Source organism: Micromonospora sp. NPDC051300 (assembly GCF_044455315.1).
GTDB lineage: Bacteria > Actinomycetota > Actinomycetes > Mycobacteriales > Micromonosporaceae > Micromonospora > Micromonospora robiginosa.
In genome coordinates, this window is sequence record NZ_JBITEP010000011.1 from 171,278 (window position 1) to 187,629 (window position 16,352).

14 protein-coding genes are annotated in these 16,352 nt (G+C 74.7%); 7 read left to right on the forward strand and 7 right to left on the reverse strand.

Features of this window, described 5'->3' with window-relative positions:
* The first annotated feature begins 35 nt into the window (after positions 1 to 35).
* From ACIA5A_RS15300 to ACIA5A_RS15315, 4 genes are all read left to right on the forward strand, one after another.
* Positions 36 to 1,025 (forward strand): hypothetical protein, encoded by a 990-nt coding sequence (locus ACIA5A_RS15300; RefSeq protein ID WP_396761679.1) that lies wholly within the window; start codon positions 36 to 38, stop codon positions 1,023 to 1,025.
* Positions 1,004 to 3,601 (forward strand): hypothetical protein, encoded by a 2,598-nt coding sequence (locus tag ACIA5A_RS15305; protein ID WP_396761681.1) that lies wholly within the window; start codon positions 1,004 to 1,006, stop codon positions 3,599 to 3,601. Before ACIA5A_RS15300 ends, ACIA5A_RS15305 begins: the two co-directional genes overlap by 22 nt.
* A gap of 64 nt (positions 3,602 to 3,665) precedes the next feature.
* Positions 3,666 to 4,031: a VOC family protein gene (locus ACIA5A_RS15310; RefSeq protein WP_396761684.1), complete on the forward strand. Its 366-nt coding sequence runs from the start codon at positions 3,666 to 3,668 to the stop codon at positions 4,029 to 4,031.
* A 32-nt stretch (positions 4,032 to 4,063) separates the two neighbouring features.
* The gene (locus ACIA5A_RS15315; RefSeq protein ID WP_396761687.1) at positions 4,064 to 4,798 is read left to right on the forward strand and encodes a YqjF family protein; all 735 of its coding nucleotides are present in this window, start codon (positions 4,064 to 4,066) and stop codon (positions 4,796 to 4,798) included.
* 6 nt (positions 4,799 to 4,804) lie between these two features.
* Here the strand turns inward: ACIA5A_RS15315 and yidD are convergent, their stop codons facing one another.
* Complete coding sequence (yidD, locus tag ACIA5A_RS15320; RefSeq protein ID WP_396761790.1) at positions 4,805 to 5,179, reverse strand: membrane protein insertion efficiency factor YidD; 375 nt, start codon at positions 5,177 to 5,179, stop codon at positions 4,805 to 4,807.
* Positions 5,180 to 5,306: 127 nt separating this feature from the next.
* On the opposite strand from yidD, the gene ACIA5A_RS15325 reads away from it, so the two are divergent.
* Positions 5,307 to 6,167: a GyrI-like domain-containing protein gene (locus ACIA5A_RS15325; protein ID WP_396761690.1), complete on the forward strand. Its 861-nt coding sequence runs from the start codon at positions 5,307 to 5,309 to the stop codon at positions 6,165 to 6,167.
* Here the strand turns inward: ACIA5A_RS15325 and ACIA5A_RS15330 are convergent.
* Positions 6,164 to 7,411 carry a phosphotransferase family protein gene (locus tag ACIA5A_RS15330; RefSeq protein ID WP_396761692.1) on the reverse strand — a complete coding sequence of 416 codons (1,248 nt, stop codon included), beginning with the start codon at positions 7,409 to 7,411 and terminating at the stop codon, positions 6,164 to 6,166. The genes ACIA5A_RS15325 and ACIA5A_RS15330 overlap by 4 nt on opposite strands.
* A gap of 213 nt (positions 7,412 to 7,624) precedes the next feature.
* Positions 7,625 to 8,779, reverse strand: a complete 1,155-nt coding sequence (locus tag ACIA5A_RS15335; RefSeq protein WP_396761695.1) for a hypothetical protein — start codon at positions 8,777 to 8,779, stop codon at positions 7,625 to 7,627.
* A 264-nt stretch (positions 8,780 to 9,043) separates the two neighbouring features.
* Here ACIA5A_RS15335 and ACIA5A_RS15340 point away from each other — a divergent pair, with 264 nt between their 5' ends.
* Entirely contained in the window at positions 9,044 to 10,585 is a 1,542-nt protein-coding gene (locus tag ACIA5A_RS15340) for a gluconokinase (protein WP_396761698.1), read from the forward strand.
* Positions 10,586 to 10,607: 22 nt separating this feature from the next.
* Positions 10,608 to 12,125 (forward strand): GntP family permease, encoded by a 1,518-nt coding sequence (locus ACIA5A_RS15345; RefSeq protein ID WP_396761793.1) that lies wholly within the window; start codon positions 10,608 to 10,610, stop codon positions 12,123 to 12,125.
* Between the two features lie 33 nt (positions 12,126 to 12,158).
* Here the strand turns inward: ACIA5A_RS15345 and ACIA5A_RS15350 are convergent, their stop codons facing one another.
* The 4 genes from ACIA5A_RS15350 to ACIA5A_RS15365 form a co-directional block, all read right to left on the reverse strand.
* Positions 12,159 to 12,443 carry a putative quinol monooxygenase gene (locus ACIA5A_RS15350; RefSeq protein WP_396761701.1) on the reverse strand — a complete coding sequence of 95 codons (285 nt, stop codon included), beginning with the start codon at positions 12,441 to 12,443 and terminating at the stop codon, positions 12,159 to 12,161.
* Positions 12,444 to 12,478: 35 nt separating this feature from the next.
* Positions 12,479 to 13,237, reverse strand: a complete 759-nt coding sequence (locus tag ACIA5A_RS15355) for a MerR family transcriptional regulator (protein WP_396761704.1) — start codon at positions 13,235 to 13,237, stop codon at positions 12,479 to 12,481.
* A 55-nt stretch (positions 13,238 to 13,292) separates the two neighbouring features.
* The gene (locus ACIA5A_RS15360; RefSeq protein WP_396761706.1) at positions 13,293 to 13,925 is read right to left on the reverse strand and encodes a hypothetical protein; all 633 of its coding nucleotides are present in this window, start codon (positions 13,923 to 13,925) and stop codon (positions 13,293 to 13,295) included.
* 120 nt (positions 13,926 to 14,045) lie between these two features.
* Positions 14,046 to 16,325 carry a putative bifunctional diguanylate cyclase/phosphodiesterase gene (locus ACIA5A_RS15365; RefSeq protein ID WP_396761709.1) on the reverse strand — a complete coding sequence of 760 codons (2,280 nt, stop codon included), beginning with the start codon at positions 16,323 to 16,325 and terminating at the stop codon, positions 14,046 to 14,048.
* Positions 16,326 to 16,352: the final 27 nt, after the last annotated feature.

The following is a 16,352-nucleotide window of genomic DNA, read 5'->3' on the forward strand; positions in this document are numbered from 1 at the left end:
TGTGTTCGACTGTGTCACCGCGTATCCTACCGTCGGTGACCAATCCTTTTCGGACGGCACGCGCGGAGCTGCTGGCGGCGTGGCTGCTGGTGACCGTGCCGGCTCCGCTGCTGGTCTTCGCGTGGACTCACCGCTGGGTGGAGGACCCGACGGTCGCCCCCGCGCTGTGGTGGCCGGTGCTCGCGTCGCCGGTGCTCGCCGCCGTGGTCGCGGCCGGTCAGCCCCGCCGTCGCGGGCCCGCCGGCGTCGCGCTCGCGGTGGCCGTGTCCACGCTGGTCACCGCCGTGCTGCTGGCCGCGTCGCTGGCGTTCATCCGCTGGGTGGCGCCGCTGGCCGGCGGGGCCCGCTGGGGGCGGGCGCTGCTCGGCGGCCTGGCGCTCGCCGTGGTCGGCGCCCTGATCGGGTACGCCGCCGGCGGTCGCCTCGCCCACCGGGCCCGCCCGGCGTCGCGGCGTGGCTACCTGGTCGGTGGGCTCGCCGTCGTGTTCGGGGCGCTGCTGGCGCAGTCCACGGTCCGGCTCGGCGCCGAGGGCAGCACGGTCGGCGACAACCCCCGGGAGTACGGCGGGACCGGCCCCTACGCCGCGTCGGCCGGGCGGGTCGTGGTGCCGGCGCCCGGGGCGTACGCCGTCTTCGGGGTGGGTGACGCCCCGGCGGGCGCGGACTGCCGGCTGACCGGCGCGGGCACGACGGTCCGGGCGGACGATCCGGTCTCCGTGCCACCCGGCGGCTACGGCGGTGACGCCGCCACGTTCGCCTGGATCGCCTCGGTGCGGGTGCCGGCGCCCGGTGAGTGGGCGATGAGCTGTCGCTCGTCGGATCCGCAGGCGTCCTACGTGGTGGGTGACGCGCCGCGGATCCGGGGTGCGGTGGGCGCGCTGATCCACTGGCCGGTGGGCGTGATCTGGCTGCTCGGGGCGCTGCCCGGCCTGCTTGTCGTCTTCACGACGGCACGCCGTCGGACGGCCATGGCCGGTGGACCGGTCTCGATAGAGTCCTCCTCATGGGACCGGTCGGTTCGGTAGCGCGGAAGGTGGGCGCGGGCGCCGCGGTCGGCGCCTGCCTCCTGGCCGTGCTCCTCATGTCGGCAGTCGTCCGCCCCCCGACCGCGACCACCGTCTACAACCCCAGCCCGACGGCGCCCGACTGGCTGCAGCCGCATCCCGGACGCGGGGCGACGACGACGGCCCGACTGTCGATCGAGGACGACGGCCTCGTGATCCGGATCGACCACACCGTCACGACCCGGGCCGACGACCCGCTCGCGGAGGCGGCCCGGGCCGGGCTGGTCAACGGCGAGTACGCCCGCCTGCTGTTCAACGAGACGTTGAGCTACGAAGCGAGGAGCGTCGACGCCACTCCGCCCACCGTGACGTGGGCGAGCGGTCAACCCACCTGCACCCTGCGTTTCACCGCCCACGCCCGGCTGATGCTGCCGGCCGGGGTACGGCGGACCGTCACGCTCCAGGACTGGACGAACGCCCCGGCGATCGCCCGTCAGCACCTGACGGTCATCGCCCCGGCGGACCTCACGATCGTGGGCCACCGGGGAAGCGGGCTCGTCCGCCAGAACGATCACGAGGCCGAGTTCGACGGCCCACCGACCGGGGTGGAGATCGCGGTCTACCGCGGCCCCGAGCCGTCGCCCGAGGCGTCCACGCCGGCGCGCGTCACCGATGACCGGCCCAATGTGCTGCTCCGGTCGGCCGCCGGCTGGCCCAGTCTCGTCTCGGCGCTCGCGTTGGCGCTGCCCTGGCTGGTCCTGTCCGCGTCGACCCGACGGCGCGGCGCCCCCGCCCGGCTCCTGCGACAGGCGTGGCCGCTGCGCCGCATCGTCGGCGGCGCGATTCTCGCCGGCGGCGTCCTGGTCTTCCTCAGCCGTCCCCCGGACGGGGACGCGGTGAACGACGCGATCGTCGCCCTCACCTCGCTGCCCCTGGTCGTCGCCGTGACCGCTGTCCTGCTCGCCGGCACGGCGCTGACCGGGAGGGCACGGCGCCGCCCACTCGGGTGGCAACCGGCGGGAGGTGCGGCCCTGCTCGCCGTGGCCGCGATCTCGCTCGTGCTGAGCGGCGACGCCGTCGCGGCCGACCACCGAGAGAGCGACCTCCTCGTCACCCTGCTGATCGCGGTCACCGCGGGCGCGCTCGCCGGTGGGCTGGCCGGTGGCCCGCGCTGGGCCCCCACGGGCGGCGCCGTCGCCTGTGCCTCGTGGTCGCTCGCCACGGTGACGCTGATGGGCGGCGGCGACGACGTCGAGGGCACCGTGACGGCGGCCGTGCTCGCCGGAGTCGGGGTGGCGCTGTTCCTGAGCCCGATGACCGCCGCCCTGCTACCCCGCGCGCCACGGCTGCTGCGGGTCGCCGTGCCACTGCTCGGTGCCGGGTTGTTCGTGCCGTTCTGGGGCATCGGCGCGTACGACATCCGCTATCCCTGGTACGGGACGGACTTCCAGGATTCGGTGGGGCCGACGGTCGACGGCGCCCGGCTGCTGCAACTGGCGCTGCTCGCCGGCACCTGGTGCTACCTGGCGCGGGTGGGCCGACGGTGGTCGGCCGCCGTCGCGCCGTGGCCGTGGGCGCTGGCGTTCGCCTGCCTGCTCAGCCTCACCACCGACATCGGGCCGAGCGCCTGGTTCAACCTGCTCGGGGTGGCCGTCACCGCCGCGCTCTGGCCGTGGATCACCGGACGGCGGCGGTCCGAGAAAGTCCGCTCCCTGGCCCTCGTCGCACCGGCGACCCACGGCCGGTTGATGCGCGCCGAGATCCGCCGCCGGATCGCCGAGCTCGGCGCGCACGACCACTACCGGTCGGCCCGCACCCAGCTACGCGAACGCACCGTCACCCTGGAGGAGTACGACCGCAACCAGCGCAAGCTCGACGAGGCGGCGACGCTGCGGGGCAAGCGGACGCGGGGGATCCCGCTCTCCGCGGCGCTCTCCACGAACGCGGGAGAGACGCCGTCGGCCAACGCGCTCGCCGCCGTCTCCTGCGCGATCCCGGTCGCGGCGGCCATCGCCGGCGTGGACCTGTGGAACTTCCTGTCGAGTCCGGACGAGCCCTGGGCGTACTCCTCCGGGTTGGAACTCACCTGGACGCTGGTCCGGACGTTCCGCTGGATCGGCTACGCAGCGATCTTCGGCTTCTTCTACCCGATAGTCCGGGGCCGCACGCCGGTCGCCAAGGCGCTCGCGCTCGCGCTGCTCATCGCGCCGTCCGAACTGCTGTCCGTGGTGGGCGCGTTCGACTTCACACCGCCGCTGGACCGCGACGGCACGTACGGGAGCCTGCTGCTCGGCCTCGCGATCCGCCTCGGGCAGGTGATCGTCTTCTCGGTCGTGCTCGGGCTCGCGTGGGAGCGCCGGCTGGCCCGGCTCGCCGGGTACGGCTGGGACCGCATGCGCAACGTGCGGAGCCTGCGCACGTTGGCCACGCCCGCCACGACGGTGGTGGTGGCGGTCGCCACCGCGTTGGGCACGGCGCTGGCCGGCACCGCCGTCGCCGCGTTGCTGTCCACGCCCGGGCCGCCGGCGCCCACACCCGCCCCGCCGTCCGGCCCGCCCTCCGCGTCGCCGACCACCACGCCGTCGCCCGGCCGCTAGGCGTGGGGGTGTCAGAGGTGGCTCGTAGCCTGGGCCGGTTCCTCGACGTTCACAGGGAGGCGACGTGCTCGACCACTTCTCCGTAGCGGTGCGCGACCTGGCGGCCAGCGCCGCGTTCTACGACGCCGTGCTCGCCCCGCTGGGCGGGCGGCGGATCATGGAGCCCGGCCCGATCGGCTACGGCGTCGACGCGCCCGACTTCTGGGTCGAGCCCGCCCCGGCCGACTCCGCCCCGGCGCCGCTGCACATCGCGTTCACCGCGCCCGACCGGTCGGCCGTGCGGGCGTTCCACGACGCGGCGGTGGCCGCCGGCGCCGAGGTGCTGCACGCGCCGAAGGTGTGGCCGGAATACCACGCCGGCTACTACGGCGCGTTCGTCCGCGACCCCGACGGCAACAACGTCGAGGCGGTCTGCCACCGGCCGGAGTGACGCGCCGGCGCGGCGGGAGGCAGGATGGACCGGTGGAGATCGAGCCGGTCGAGCACTCGCCCGTGCGCGCCATCCGCCCGGCCTGGCTGGCGCAGCGGTGGCACGACCTGACGTTCCTGCACTGGGCGGTCCCGCCGGAGCGGGTCGCGCCGCTGCTGCCGGCCGGCACCCGTCCCGACACCATCGACGGGCTCACCTACGTGGGGCTGATCGGGTTCCGGATGGTCGGGCTGGGGTTCGGCCGAGGGCCGGGCATCCCTTATTTCGGCACGTTCTGGGAGACCAACGTGCGGCTCTACTCGGTCGACGGCGCCGGCCGGCGGGCGGTGGTGTTCCGCTCGCTCGACGCGTCCCGGCTGGTGCCGGTGCTGGTCGCCCAACTGAGCCTGCGCCTGCCCTACAAGTGGTCGGCGATGCGGTTGGACCGCGCCGGCGACACGCTCACCTACCGCTGCCGGCGGCGCTGGCCCGGCCCGGCCGGCGCGTCCAGCCGGATGACCGTCCGCGTCGGTGCGCCGATCCCCGAGCCGACGCCGCTGGAGCACTTCCTCACCGCGCGCTGGGGCCTGCACACCCGGGCCTACGGGCACACCCGGCACCTGCCCAACTGGCACCCGCGGTGGCCGCTGCACCGCGCCGAGCTGCTGCACCTGGACGACGAGCTGGTCACCGCCGCCGGCCTGCCCGCGCCGGACGGGCCGCCGGTGAGCGTGCTCCACTCCCCCGGCGTCCCGGTCGTCTTCGGCGGCCCCACCGCGCTCCCCTGAGCCCGGTCAGGGCAGCGGGTCGTGGGTGCCGCGCGGCACCCCGGGGCGGCATCGGCGGACCCGCTCGGCGGCCATCCGCCCGCCCACCGCCAGCCCGTGCCGTTCCACCGCCGCCAGCCCGTACGCGCTGCACGTCGGCGTGTAGCGGCAGGTCCCCGGCCAGCGGTGCGACAGCCAGCAGCGGTAGCCGAGGATCGCGGCCCGCCCGGCCCGGTCCACGACAGGTGTCCGCGCGACACCGGCGGTCACCGAGCCGAGGGTGAGCAGCGTCGAGAAGAGCCCGAGGTCGCAGCAGCCGGGGCCGTCGCAGTCGACCAGGTCGCAGTCGCAGTCGCACCAGTCCCGGTGCCGCTTGTTCTTGCGGTGGCGTCGCTTCCACATGATCACGACGCCATGATGCGACACCCCCGCCACCCCGAGGTCGGCCGACCGGAACGGGTCCGGCGAGGTCGGGTCGGCGGGTGGGCGGCACCCTAGCGTCGTAGGCGTAACCAGGAAGGAGCATCGGGTGCTGGATCGACTCAACCAGGCCCTGGACCACCTCGAACAGCGGCTCGAGCAGCCGCTCGACGTGGCCGCGCTGGCCCGGGTCGCCTGCGTGTCGGAGCACCACTTCCGGCGGCTGTTCTCGGCGCTGGCCGGGATGCCGCTGTCGGAGTACGTGCGCCGCCGCCGGCTCACCCTGGCCGCCGCCGACGTGCTCGCCGACCGGGAGTCGCTGCTCGACGTGGCGGTCCGCTGGGGGTACGGCTCGAACGAGGCGTTCGCCCGCGCGTTCCGGGCCGTGCACGGGGTGGGCCCGGCTCAGGCGCGGCGCGACGGGTCGGTGTTGCGGTCCCAGCCCCGGATGTCCTTCCGGCTCGTCGTCGAAGGGAGCAGCAGCATGGACTATCGGATCGTGACGAAGGATGCCTTCCGGCTCGTCGGGGTGAAGGCGCGGGTGCCGCTGGTCCACGAGGGGATGAACCCGCACATCGTGGCGTTCCTCAAGGGCCTGGAACCGGAGACGGTACGCCGGATCGAGGCGCTGTCGGACCAGGAGCCGCACGGGATCGTCAACGTCAGCGACGACCTGGCCGGTGACCGCGCGGAGGGCACCGAGCTGGACTACTGGCACGGGGTGGTGACCGGCGCACAGGTGCCGGACGGGCTGGACGGCCTGCCCGTGGAGGCCGGTGACTGGGCGGTGTTCCGCAGTTCCGGCGCGTTCCCGCAGGCGTTGCAACATCTGTGGCGGGACGTGTTCACCCAGTGGTTCCCGTCCAACCCGTACGAGACGCGCCCCGGGCCGGAGATCTCCCAGGTGCGGATCGCCGAGGGCGGCGCCACCGCCGACGCGGAGCTGTGGATCCCGGTGCGCCGGGTCTAGGGCGCCTCGGCGGCGGCCTGTGCCAGCGCGGCCGGCACGTCGTGTGCGTGGTAGGGGTGCTCGCTCGGCTCGATGCCGGCGAGGAACATCGCGTACACGGCGGCCAGCCGCAGCGGCGCGACCGGCCGGAGCAGGTCGACCGCCCGGTGCGGGTCGCTGCCGGGCGCGGCGGCCCGCCACCGCTGGGCCCACGCGTCTACCAGCCGGCCGGCAGCGGCCGGGTCGAGGCCCTCGGTGAGGCGCAGGACGTCGAACGCGGGGTGGCCCACGAACGCGTCCGCCCAGTCGATGACCACCCGGCGGGTGCCGTCGCCGCGTACGTTCCCGGGGTGCAGGTCGCCGTGCACGAGCGTGTCGGGCAGCCCGCAGTCGCGGAGCCGCCGCAGCCGCTCGTCGAGCCCGTCGAGCAGCCGTGTCGCGACCGACACGTCGTGCCCGGCCAGCCGCGCCCGGATCCACTCCGCCAGCCGCGCTCCCCGCAGATCGGGCACCCCGGCCGCCACCAGCCGATCCACCGCCCCCACGGCGTGCCGCTGCCGCGCGTGGTGGTCCGCCATGATCGCCGCGCGTTCCGCCTCCCCGGCCCCGTACCGGTCCTCCCCGGCCACGTGCGCCAGCAGCACCCGCCCCTCCCCGCCCACCGCCAGCACCCCCGCTCCCGTCGGGACGGTCGGGCCGGCAGGGTGGGCCAGCCAGGTCAGGACCGCGGGTTCGTGGCGGGCGAAGGGCGGGAGCTGTTTCAGCCAGGCGGGGCCCCGCGGGGTGTCCAGGCGCCAGATCGCGGAGAGGTTCCAGGTGCGCTGCTGCGCCACGGCGGTCACCGGGCGGCCGAGGCGGCGCAGCTCCGCGACGGCCCAGGCGACGCTGCGGGCCGGGCCGCCGGGCTCCGCCCACGGCTGGCGCAACGGATGCGGCGCGAGGTCCACGGCCGCCGGTTCCCGGGGTACGCCGTCGGCGGGATCGCGTTCCGGCGAGCCGTGCCTGGTGAGATCGCGTGTCGACGTGCCGTTGCCGGCGGGCGGACCGAGGAGCTGGGCCAGGTAGCGGACGTGACCGCCGGGCGGGTGCGGGCGGTCGGCGTCGAGCAGGCGCAGCACGGCCACGTCGACGCGGTGGCGGCGGCGGACGCCGTCCACGATCGACGCGACCTGCTGCCACCACGGATCCGGCACCTCGAACGCGGGCAGCACGCCGAGCGGCCGTCCGTCGGCGTCGACCAGGACCACGGTCACGGTGCGGGACACGACCGGACGCTAACCGGGCACCCTGACGGGAGGCGAGCGGATTCCGCCGAGCAGCGCCGCGGGACGGCACCTCGATGTGCTGGCGACGGGTGGCGGACGGTCTGAGCTGTTCCTGGTCGGCGTGCTCGCGTTCGCCGCGCCCGCCGTCGGGCGGGTGTTAAGCGGGGGCCCCGCCCGTACCGAATGCGTTAACGGGGGGCCCCGCCTTACACCTCAGCTCCAGAGGGTGCGACGCAGCCCCTGGTGACCGGCGCACACGTCGCGTTGCCCGCCGGTGCGGCTGAGGGCGCCGTCGCGGCACTGCACCAGCCAGCCCCGACCGGACCAGAACCCGGGCACGCACTCGAACCAGTCGCAGATCCCGGCGGCCGGCCTGCGGATCCGGTTGCCGCCGCAGAAGTCGTACCGGAAGGGGTTCGGCGGGGCGCCGCAGCGCCGCTCGACGGGCGGCTGCGGGTCGGGCCCGCGCGGCGCGGACCGGCTGCGGTGCGGCTGCGGGCTGGTGCTGGGCCGGGCCTGGACGGCGGGGGCGACCGACGGCGGCGCGGGCGTGGCGGTGGCGGCCGGGGTGGCGGCGGCGGCGCGTTCCGAGCCGGCCCGGGTGGGCGGATTGGACTCGACGAGCATCGCCGGCACGGCCAGCGCGAGCGCCGCGCCGACCGCCACGGTCCGCCGGCCGCCGGGCAGCCGCGCGGAGAACCGGGCCTGGGCGGGGGTGAGCACGGCCGGGCGTTCCGGGCGCAGTTCCGCGTGCTCGGCGAGCAGTTCGTCCAGTTCGGCGACGACCGCACCGCGCTGCTCGATCGCGTCGGCGAAGGCCAACGTGAGCGTGAACCGGAAGTCGGCCACCGCGCCGGTGGGCAGCAGCAGGCCGGAGGTCCGCCGCCGGTCGAGCACCTGGATCAGGGTGACCGGTGCGGCCGGGTCGTGGGACAGGCCGGTCATCCGGCCGTACGTCCAGTCGCGCCGGCCGCGGCCGCCGAGCAGCACGAGCCGCCGGTTGGTGAGCACGGCCAGCCCGGCGTCGACGACCCTGACCCCTTCGGGGCGGCGGGGGCGCAGCACCGGCGGGTCCGGGTCGACGGTCAGGTCGGGGGCCGGCAGCACGGCGGTGTGCCGCACCTCGACCAGTTGCGCGGCCGGCAGCGTCCAGAAGACCACCTCGCCGGGGGTCAGCTCCATCGGCAGGCCGACGCCGGCCCGCTCCGACCCGTGGAAGGACACCGCGAGGGTACGCAGGCGACGCAGTTCGTCGTCGCGGCGTCGCCACGCCTCGTCGGCCGCGCGGAACGCGCGCTGCCGCCGTTCGTTCTGCCGGTGCGCCCACCGGTAACGCCATGTGGAACCCGTCGAATCAGTCATCGCCACGCCGACTCCTCCGCCGCGCGAGCCCACCAACCGGGGTGTCACCCGGAACAACGGCGCGGCAGGGGTACGAAGACACGCGAAAGTCACTAATTAGACCGATTGGCTGATTGACGGTAGCAATCGGCCGAAATTCGTGCGTCGATTCACGTTTCGTGCCGGGCCGCTTCCGGGCGCTCCGCTTCGCCATGCGGGGCGCTGGGCTCGTCGGTAACGTCAGCCGCAGAGCGGGGCGACGCGGCCCCGGCGGCGAGCGGAGGTGCACCGGTGGGCGACCCGGCCGTCGTGGTGGGCGTGGACATCGGCACCACCAGCAGCAAGGCGGTCGCGTTCGACACCGACGGCCGGCAGTTGGCCAGCCACTCGATCGGCTACCCGCTGGAGGAGCCGCACCCGGGCTGGGCCGAGCAGGACCCGGACGTGATCTACCAGGCCGTGCTCGGCGTGATCCGCGCGGTCGTCGACGAGCTGGACCGGCCGGTGGCCGGCCTGTCCTTCAGCACCGCCATGCACAGCCTGATCGGGCTGGACGCCGACGGCAACCCGCTCACCCCGTCGATCACCTGGGCCGACTCCCGGGCCAGCGCGCAGGCCGAGCGGCTGCGCGCCGCGCCGTCCGGGCTGGCCCTGCACCGGCGCACCGGCACCCCGGTGCACCCGATGGCGCCGCTGCCCAAGCTGGTCTGGTTCGCCGAGCAGGAGCCGAAGCTGCACGAGCGGGTCGCGCACTGGGTCGGCATCAAGGACCTCGTCCTGCGGCGGCTGGCCGAGGCGCTGGTCACCGACCACTCGGTCGCCTCCGCCACCGGCCTGATGGACATCCACCGGCTGGCCTGGGACACCGAGGCGTTGCGCGTCGCCGGCATCACCGAGGAACAGCTCCCCCAGCTCGTCCCCACCACGCACGTGCTGCCCGGGTTGACCGCCGACGCGGCCCGGGCCACCGGGCTGCCGGCGGACACCCCGCTGGTGGTCGGCGCCGGCGACGGGCCGCTGGCCAACCTCGGCCTCGGCGCGGTACGCCCCGGCGTGGTCGCCTGTTCGATCGGCACCAGCGGCGCGATGCGGGTGATGGTGGAACGCCCCGGCGTCGACCCGCTGGGCGGCGTCTTCTGCTATGCGCTGACCGAGGACCGCTGGGTGGTCGGCGGCGCGATCAACAACGGCGGGATCGTGCTCCAGTGGGCGCACGAGGCGCTCGCCCCGGAGCTGGGCGAGGACGCCGAGGAGGAACTGCTCGGCCTGGCCGCGCAGGCGCCGGTCGGCTCCGGTGGGCTGATCATGCTGCCGTACCTGCTCAGCGAGCGGGCGCCGCACTGGAGCGCGCTGCCGCGCGGCGCGTACATCGGGTTGACCCACGGCCACGGCCGCCCGCACCTGGTGCGGGCCGCGCTGGAGGGGGTCTGCCAGCAGCTCGCGCTGGTCCTGGCGTCGGTCCGCGCGGCCGGCAACGAGGTCCGCGAGGTCCGCGCCAGCGGCGGCTTCGCGCGCAGCCCTCTGTGGCGGCAGATCCTCGCCGACGCGCTGGGCATGCCGGTGCGCTTCCCGGCCGGGCACGAGGGCTCCGGCTTCGGCGCCGCGCTGCTCGGCATGCAGGCACTCGGCCTGATCGAGTCGGTGGAGGTCGCCGCCGACCTGGTCCGGATCGAGGAGACGGTGCACCCCGATCCGGCCGCCGCCGCCACCTACGCGGCGCTGCTCCCACTCTTCTCCGAGCTGTACGACGCGCTCGTGCCCACGTTCGCGTCGCTGCGACGGCTGGCCCCGAGCCTGCCGCCGGAGCCACCACCGACCGCTCCTCCCCGATGACCAACCAGAGGTCGTGATTGCCGTGGTAACACTGCTCGCCGCTCCGGCGGAACCACTCACGAACGCCGGCAACACCCAACTCGTCGTCGCCGCCCTGCTGGGCATCGCCGCGGTGGTGCTGCTCATCGCCTGGGGCAAGGTGCACCCGTTCCTGTCGCTGATCCTCGGCGCGGCGGTGCTGGGCGTGGTGGCCGGCGTCCCCGCCGACAAGATCGTCACGTCGTTCAGCGGCGGGGTCGGCTCCACGGTCGGCGGCGTCGGCCTGCTGATCGCGCTCGGCGCGATGATCGGCGGCATGCTCGCCGAGTCGGGCGGCGCGGACAGCATCGTCGAACGGGTGGTCGGCCGGGTCTCCGGCGGCGCGCTGCCCTGGGCGATGGCCGGGGTGGCCGCGCTCATCGGCCTACCGCTCTTCTTCGAGGTCGGCGTGGTGCTGCTGGTGCCGATCGTGCTGCTGGTCTCGCTCCGGGTGAACGTGCCGCTGATGAAGATCGGCATCCCGGCGCTGGCCGGCCTGTCGGTGCTGCACGGCCTGGTGCCGCCGCACCCGGGCCCGCTGGTCGCGATCGACGCGCTCGGCGCCAACCTCGGCCAGACGCTCGCCTTCGGCCTGCTGGTGGCGATCCCCACGGTGATCATCGCCGGCCCGGTGTTCGGTAACTTCATCGCCCGCTACGTGCCGGCCACCGCGCCCGCGTCGCTGTTGCCCACCCGCCGTGACGTGGCGGTCGCCGGGGACCGCAGCCCGACCCGACCGGGCGACGGCCGGGCCGACGCCGACGGCGACCTGGTCACCGAGGACGACCTGGTCAACCCGGGCGCCGGCCGTCCCGGCGCGTCGATCGAGGAGCCGGTCGACAGGCGGTCGCGCCGCGCGCCCGCGCTCTGGGCCGCCGTGGTCACCGTGCTGCTGCCGGTGGTGCTGATGCTGCTGCGGGCGATCGGCGAGCTGACCCTGGGCGAGGACACCGCCGGCCGCAAGGCGCTGGACATCATCGGCACCCCGATCGTCGCGCTGCTCGCCGGCGTCATCTTCGCCATGATCTTCCTGGGCTACCGCAACGGCTTCAGCCGCAGCCAGGTCTCCGGCTTCCTGGGCGGCTCGCTGCCGGCGATCGCCGGCATCCTGCTGATCGTCGCCGCCGGTGGCGGTTTCAAGCAGGTGCTCGTGGACGCCGGCGTGGGCAACCTGGTCGCGGACGCGGCCGAGGGCGCCAACCTGTCACCGCTGCTGCTGGGCTGGCTGGTCGCGGTCGGCATCCGGGTGGCCACCGGCTCGGCCACCGTCGCCACCATCACCGCCGCCGGCATCGTCGCGCCGCTGGCCGCCACGCTCCAGGGCCCCGAGGTGGCGCTGCTGGCGCTGGCCATCGGCTGTGGGTCGCTGTTCTTCTCGCACGTCAACGACGCCGGCTTCTGGCTGGTCAAGGAATACTTCGGGCTGACCGTGGGGCAGACCATCAAGAGTTGGTCGGTGATGGAGACCATCATCTCGGTGGTCGGTTTCCTCGGCGTCCTCCTGCTCGACGTCTTCGTCTAGCCGCCCGGCCCGCCCGGGCCGGGGCTGTGGCGGTCAGGGGGCCTCGACGCCGGCGATGCGGAACTTGTGCACCTCGGCGCCGAGGATCTCCGCGACCTGATCGGCGTCCGGGCCGGAGCCCCGGAACGCGAGCAGTTGCGCGTCGGACTCCCACCGCTCGTACACGTTGATCCGGCCCGGCTCGACCAGGTCGGCGCTGACCGCGAAGTCGACGCAGCCGGGCGCGGCCCGGGCCGCGCGGACGGCCTCCACGCAGGACGCCAGGTAGGCGTCCCGCCGGGCCGGATCGACGTAGAGGGTGCCGGCGACGATGAGCATCCGGTCATCGTGCCAGGAGTGCCGGCGTCGCGGGGTCAGGCCCGGCTGATCGCGTTGGCGTGGATCGCCTCGTTCAGGTAGGCGGCCATGCCGGGCCGGATGGCCTCGAAGTACGCGGTGAACCGAGGGTCCGCCACGTACATGTCGGCCAGCCCGGTGTGCATCTCCAGCGGACAGTCGTACCACCACTCGGTGATGAGCTGCCGGTGCTCCTCGGCCAGCGCCATCGCCTCCGGACCGTCGGCCGGCGCGCCGGAGTCCATCAGCGCGGCGAACCGCCGGCCCCAGTCCTCGTTCACCTCCTTGTTGCGCAGCCAGTCCTCCTTCGAGTAGCGACCGGCCCGCTCCTGCGACTGCCGGTACGCCTCGGTGTCGCCCCAGCGGCGCTCCACCTCGTCGGCGTGCTCGTCCGGGTCGACGTCACCGAACACCTCGAACCGCTCCTCCGGCGTCAACTGGATCCCCAACTTCCTCGCCTCCATCGCGTGTTCGATCGCCGCCACCATCTCCTGGAGCCTGCCGATCTGCCCGGACAGCAGCTCGCGCTGCCGGCTCAGGTGCGCCACCGGGTCGGCGGCCGGGTCGTCCAGGATCTCGGCGATCTCGTCCAGCGGGAACCCCAGCTCGCGGTAGTAGCGGACGAGTTGCAGGCGGTCCAGGTCGGCGTCGTCGTAGCGGCGGTAGCCCGCCGCGGTGCGCCCGCTCGGCCGCAACAGCCCGATCTCGTCGTAGTGGTGGAGCGTGCGGACCGTCACCCGGGCCGCACGCGCCACCTGTCCCACCGTGTACGCCATCGGTTCCCTCCCTTCCGCGACCAAGGCTCCCGCCTCCCGCAGCGTGAGGGTCAAGTCAGTTGGTGATTCTCTCCTGCTCCGGGGCGGCGAAGGCGGCGTTCGCCGGGGTGCGCACCGCGTGCACCAGGCCGGCGGCCGACAGCAGCAGGAGCAGCGCCGCGCCGAGGTACATGGCCAGCGCGCCCTGCTCGGCCTTGCGGCCGAACTCGCTGAAGCCGTACGAGGTGAGCAGCAGGCCGCGCAGCGTCTCGCCCTTGAACACGGTGTCCCGCTGGGCGCTGACGTCGGCGAGCTGCTTCTGCAGGTCGGCCAGGTTGGCGGCCTTGGCCTGCTCGGCCTGCGCCACCTGCTCGCGCAGCGCGGCCTGCGGCTCGCCCAGGTCGGCGTACGTCTTGCCGCCGGCGATGGACGTCAGGTGCAGGCCGATGAACTCGTTGGCGTAGCACTCGGCCTGCTTGCCGCTGGTGAGCTGCTGGCCGGCGTACGCGCGCAGGCAGTCCGACTTCTTCTCCTCGTCGGTGAGCTGGGCGGCCGGCTTGAAGCTGATGTGCTGGGCGGCGAGCTGGTCGTGCACGTAGGTGTTGGCGAAGTTGGCGTTCGTCGTCAGGACCACGCCGACGACGAGCAGCAGGACCGCGAGGCCCAGTCCGCCGATGCTGAACAACAGGTCGAGCGTCCGTCGCTTCATCTCTGGCTCCCGGGTGGAGGGGGATCGACGAGAACCATCGTGGCGGCGGTCGGGCGGCCGGGAGCAGGGTCGAAGCCCCCGTACCGCCCGGGACCTTCGACCCGCGCCGGGCCGGGCCGGTCAGCGGGTGACGTCGGCGGGCGCCAGCGTGGGCAGCAGCTCGGCGAGGGCGGCCGGGCGGCCGTACCGCCAGCCCTGACCCTGCCGGCAGCCGATCGCGGTGACCGCCGCGTGCTGCTCGCCGGTCTCCACCCCCTCGGCCACCACCGTCAGGTCGAACGCGCCGGCCAACCGGTTGACCATCTCCACGGTGGCGTACGCGCGCGCGTCGCCGGCGTCCAGCCGGGACACGAAGGAGCGGTCGATCTTCAGCTCGGTCGCCGGGATGCGGTGCAGGTAGCTCAGCGACGAGTAGCCGGTGCCGAAGTCGTCGATGGCGATGCGGATGCCGAGGTCACGGAGCTGCGCCAACCGGTCGAGCACCGCCTCGCTGCCCTCGATCAGCGCCGACTCGGTGAGTTCGAGCGTGAGCGCGCGGGGCGGCAACCCGGCCGCGCCCATCGCGCCGGTGACCGTGGCGATCAGGTCGGGGCGGCAGAGGTGGGCGGCGGCGATGTTGACCGCCACGGTGACCTCGGGCGCCCGCTCGCGCCACGTCGCCGCCGACCGGCACGCCTCGTGGATCACCCACCGGTCGATGGCCAGGATCAGCCCGGTCTCCTCGGCGAGCGGCAGGAACCTCGCCGGGGGAAGCACGCCGAGGCGGGGATGCCGCCAGCGGACCAGCGCCTCGGCGCTGCGTACCGTGCCGGTGGACAGGTCGACGATGGGTTGGAACTCCATCAGGAGCTGCCCCTCGTCGACCGCGCGGCGCAGGTCGGCGATCAGCTCGGCCCGGCTGACGGCCGACTCGCGCAGCTCCGGCGTGCAGGTGCGCCACGCGGACTTGCCGGCCGCCTTGGCCGCGTACATCGCGATGTCGGCGTCGCGGAGCAGGTCGGTGTGGGAGCTGTGCTGCGGGCCGTACTCGGCGATGCCGATGCTCGCCGACGGGTGGACGCCGAGTTCCTCCTCGCCGGGCAGCGGTTCGAGCGCGGCGAGCAGCCGGACCGCGAGCCGCTCGGGGGCGACCGGGCGGTCGCCGGCGACCAGCACGGCGAACTCGTCGCCGCCCAGCCGGGCGATCATCCCGTCCGGGCCGATCGCGTCCCGCATGCGCTCCGCGATGGTGGTGAGCAGGCGGTCCCCGGCGGCGTGCCCGAACCTGTCGTTGACCTGCTTGAAGCCGTCCAGGTCGAGCAGCACCACGGCGACCGGCCCGCCCTCGCGCAGCGCGCGGCGCAGCCGCCGGATGAAGGTCAGCCGGTTGGGCAGGCCGGTGAGCTGGTCGGAGTAGGCGAGCCGGCGCAGCCGGGCGACCAGGCGCAGGTTCTCGTTGGCGGCCAGCCCCTGCCGCAGCGCGAGCACGCCGAGCAACGCCATCATGCCGACGAAGACCAGGTGCGGGGTCTGCCCGGTGGGCCGCCGGGACAGCATCACCGCGACGATCGCGCCGCCCACCGGCAGGTAGGGCAGGGCCACCCGCCACCACGGCGGCAGCGGCGACTCGCCGGCGTCGTCGTCGGCGTCGCCGACGCCGGGCGGCGGGTAGCGGGTGGCGAGGCCGACCAGCAGGTAGCTCAACGGCCAGCAGACGTCGACCGGGTGGCCGGGGGCGTAGTTGCCGTGCGCGACGAGGGAGACGTAGACCGCGTCGGCGCCGGCCCGGATCGCCAGGCCGGCGCCGATCACGGTGAGCGCCCGCCACATCTGCCGGCCCGGCCCGGCGACCGCCACCAGGATGGTGAGCTGCATCAGGTCGAACATCGGGTAGAGCAGCCCGAACGTGCGCAGCGGGTCGGACAGGTCGGCGTCGGCGAGGTCGCGGAACACCACCACCCAGCCGACCGGGATGAGCGCCAGCGCGACGATCACGCCGTCGAGCAGCGTGCGGGCCTGCCCGACCAGGCTGCGCGGACCGGCCCGGGAGCAGAGCAGCGCGGCGGTGCCGGTGACGATGCCGGCGGCGAAGAGCGCGCCGACCAACGGGGTGTGCGGCAGGTCGATCCCGCCGAGCCGCTCGACGGTCCACACCGCACGGCCGAGCGCGGCCAGCAGCATGGTGATCGCGAGCAGGCCCCAGAACCGTCGCAGCGCGAGCGGGTGCCGGCGGGCCGCGCGGACGCAGAGCACCGCCGCCCAGCTCGACACCGCCATCGCGCCGAGGTCGCTGACCAGCGCCGCGCCGGGCAGGCCGACGACGAGCCAGACCATCTCCCCGAGGACGACGACGGCGGCCGCGACGAGTCCGACACGGCCGGCGAGCGGGTGACGGGCCGGCGCGGCGACGGCGAGGCTCACGTCGTGCTGGGGGACAACGATGCGCTC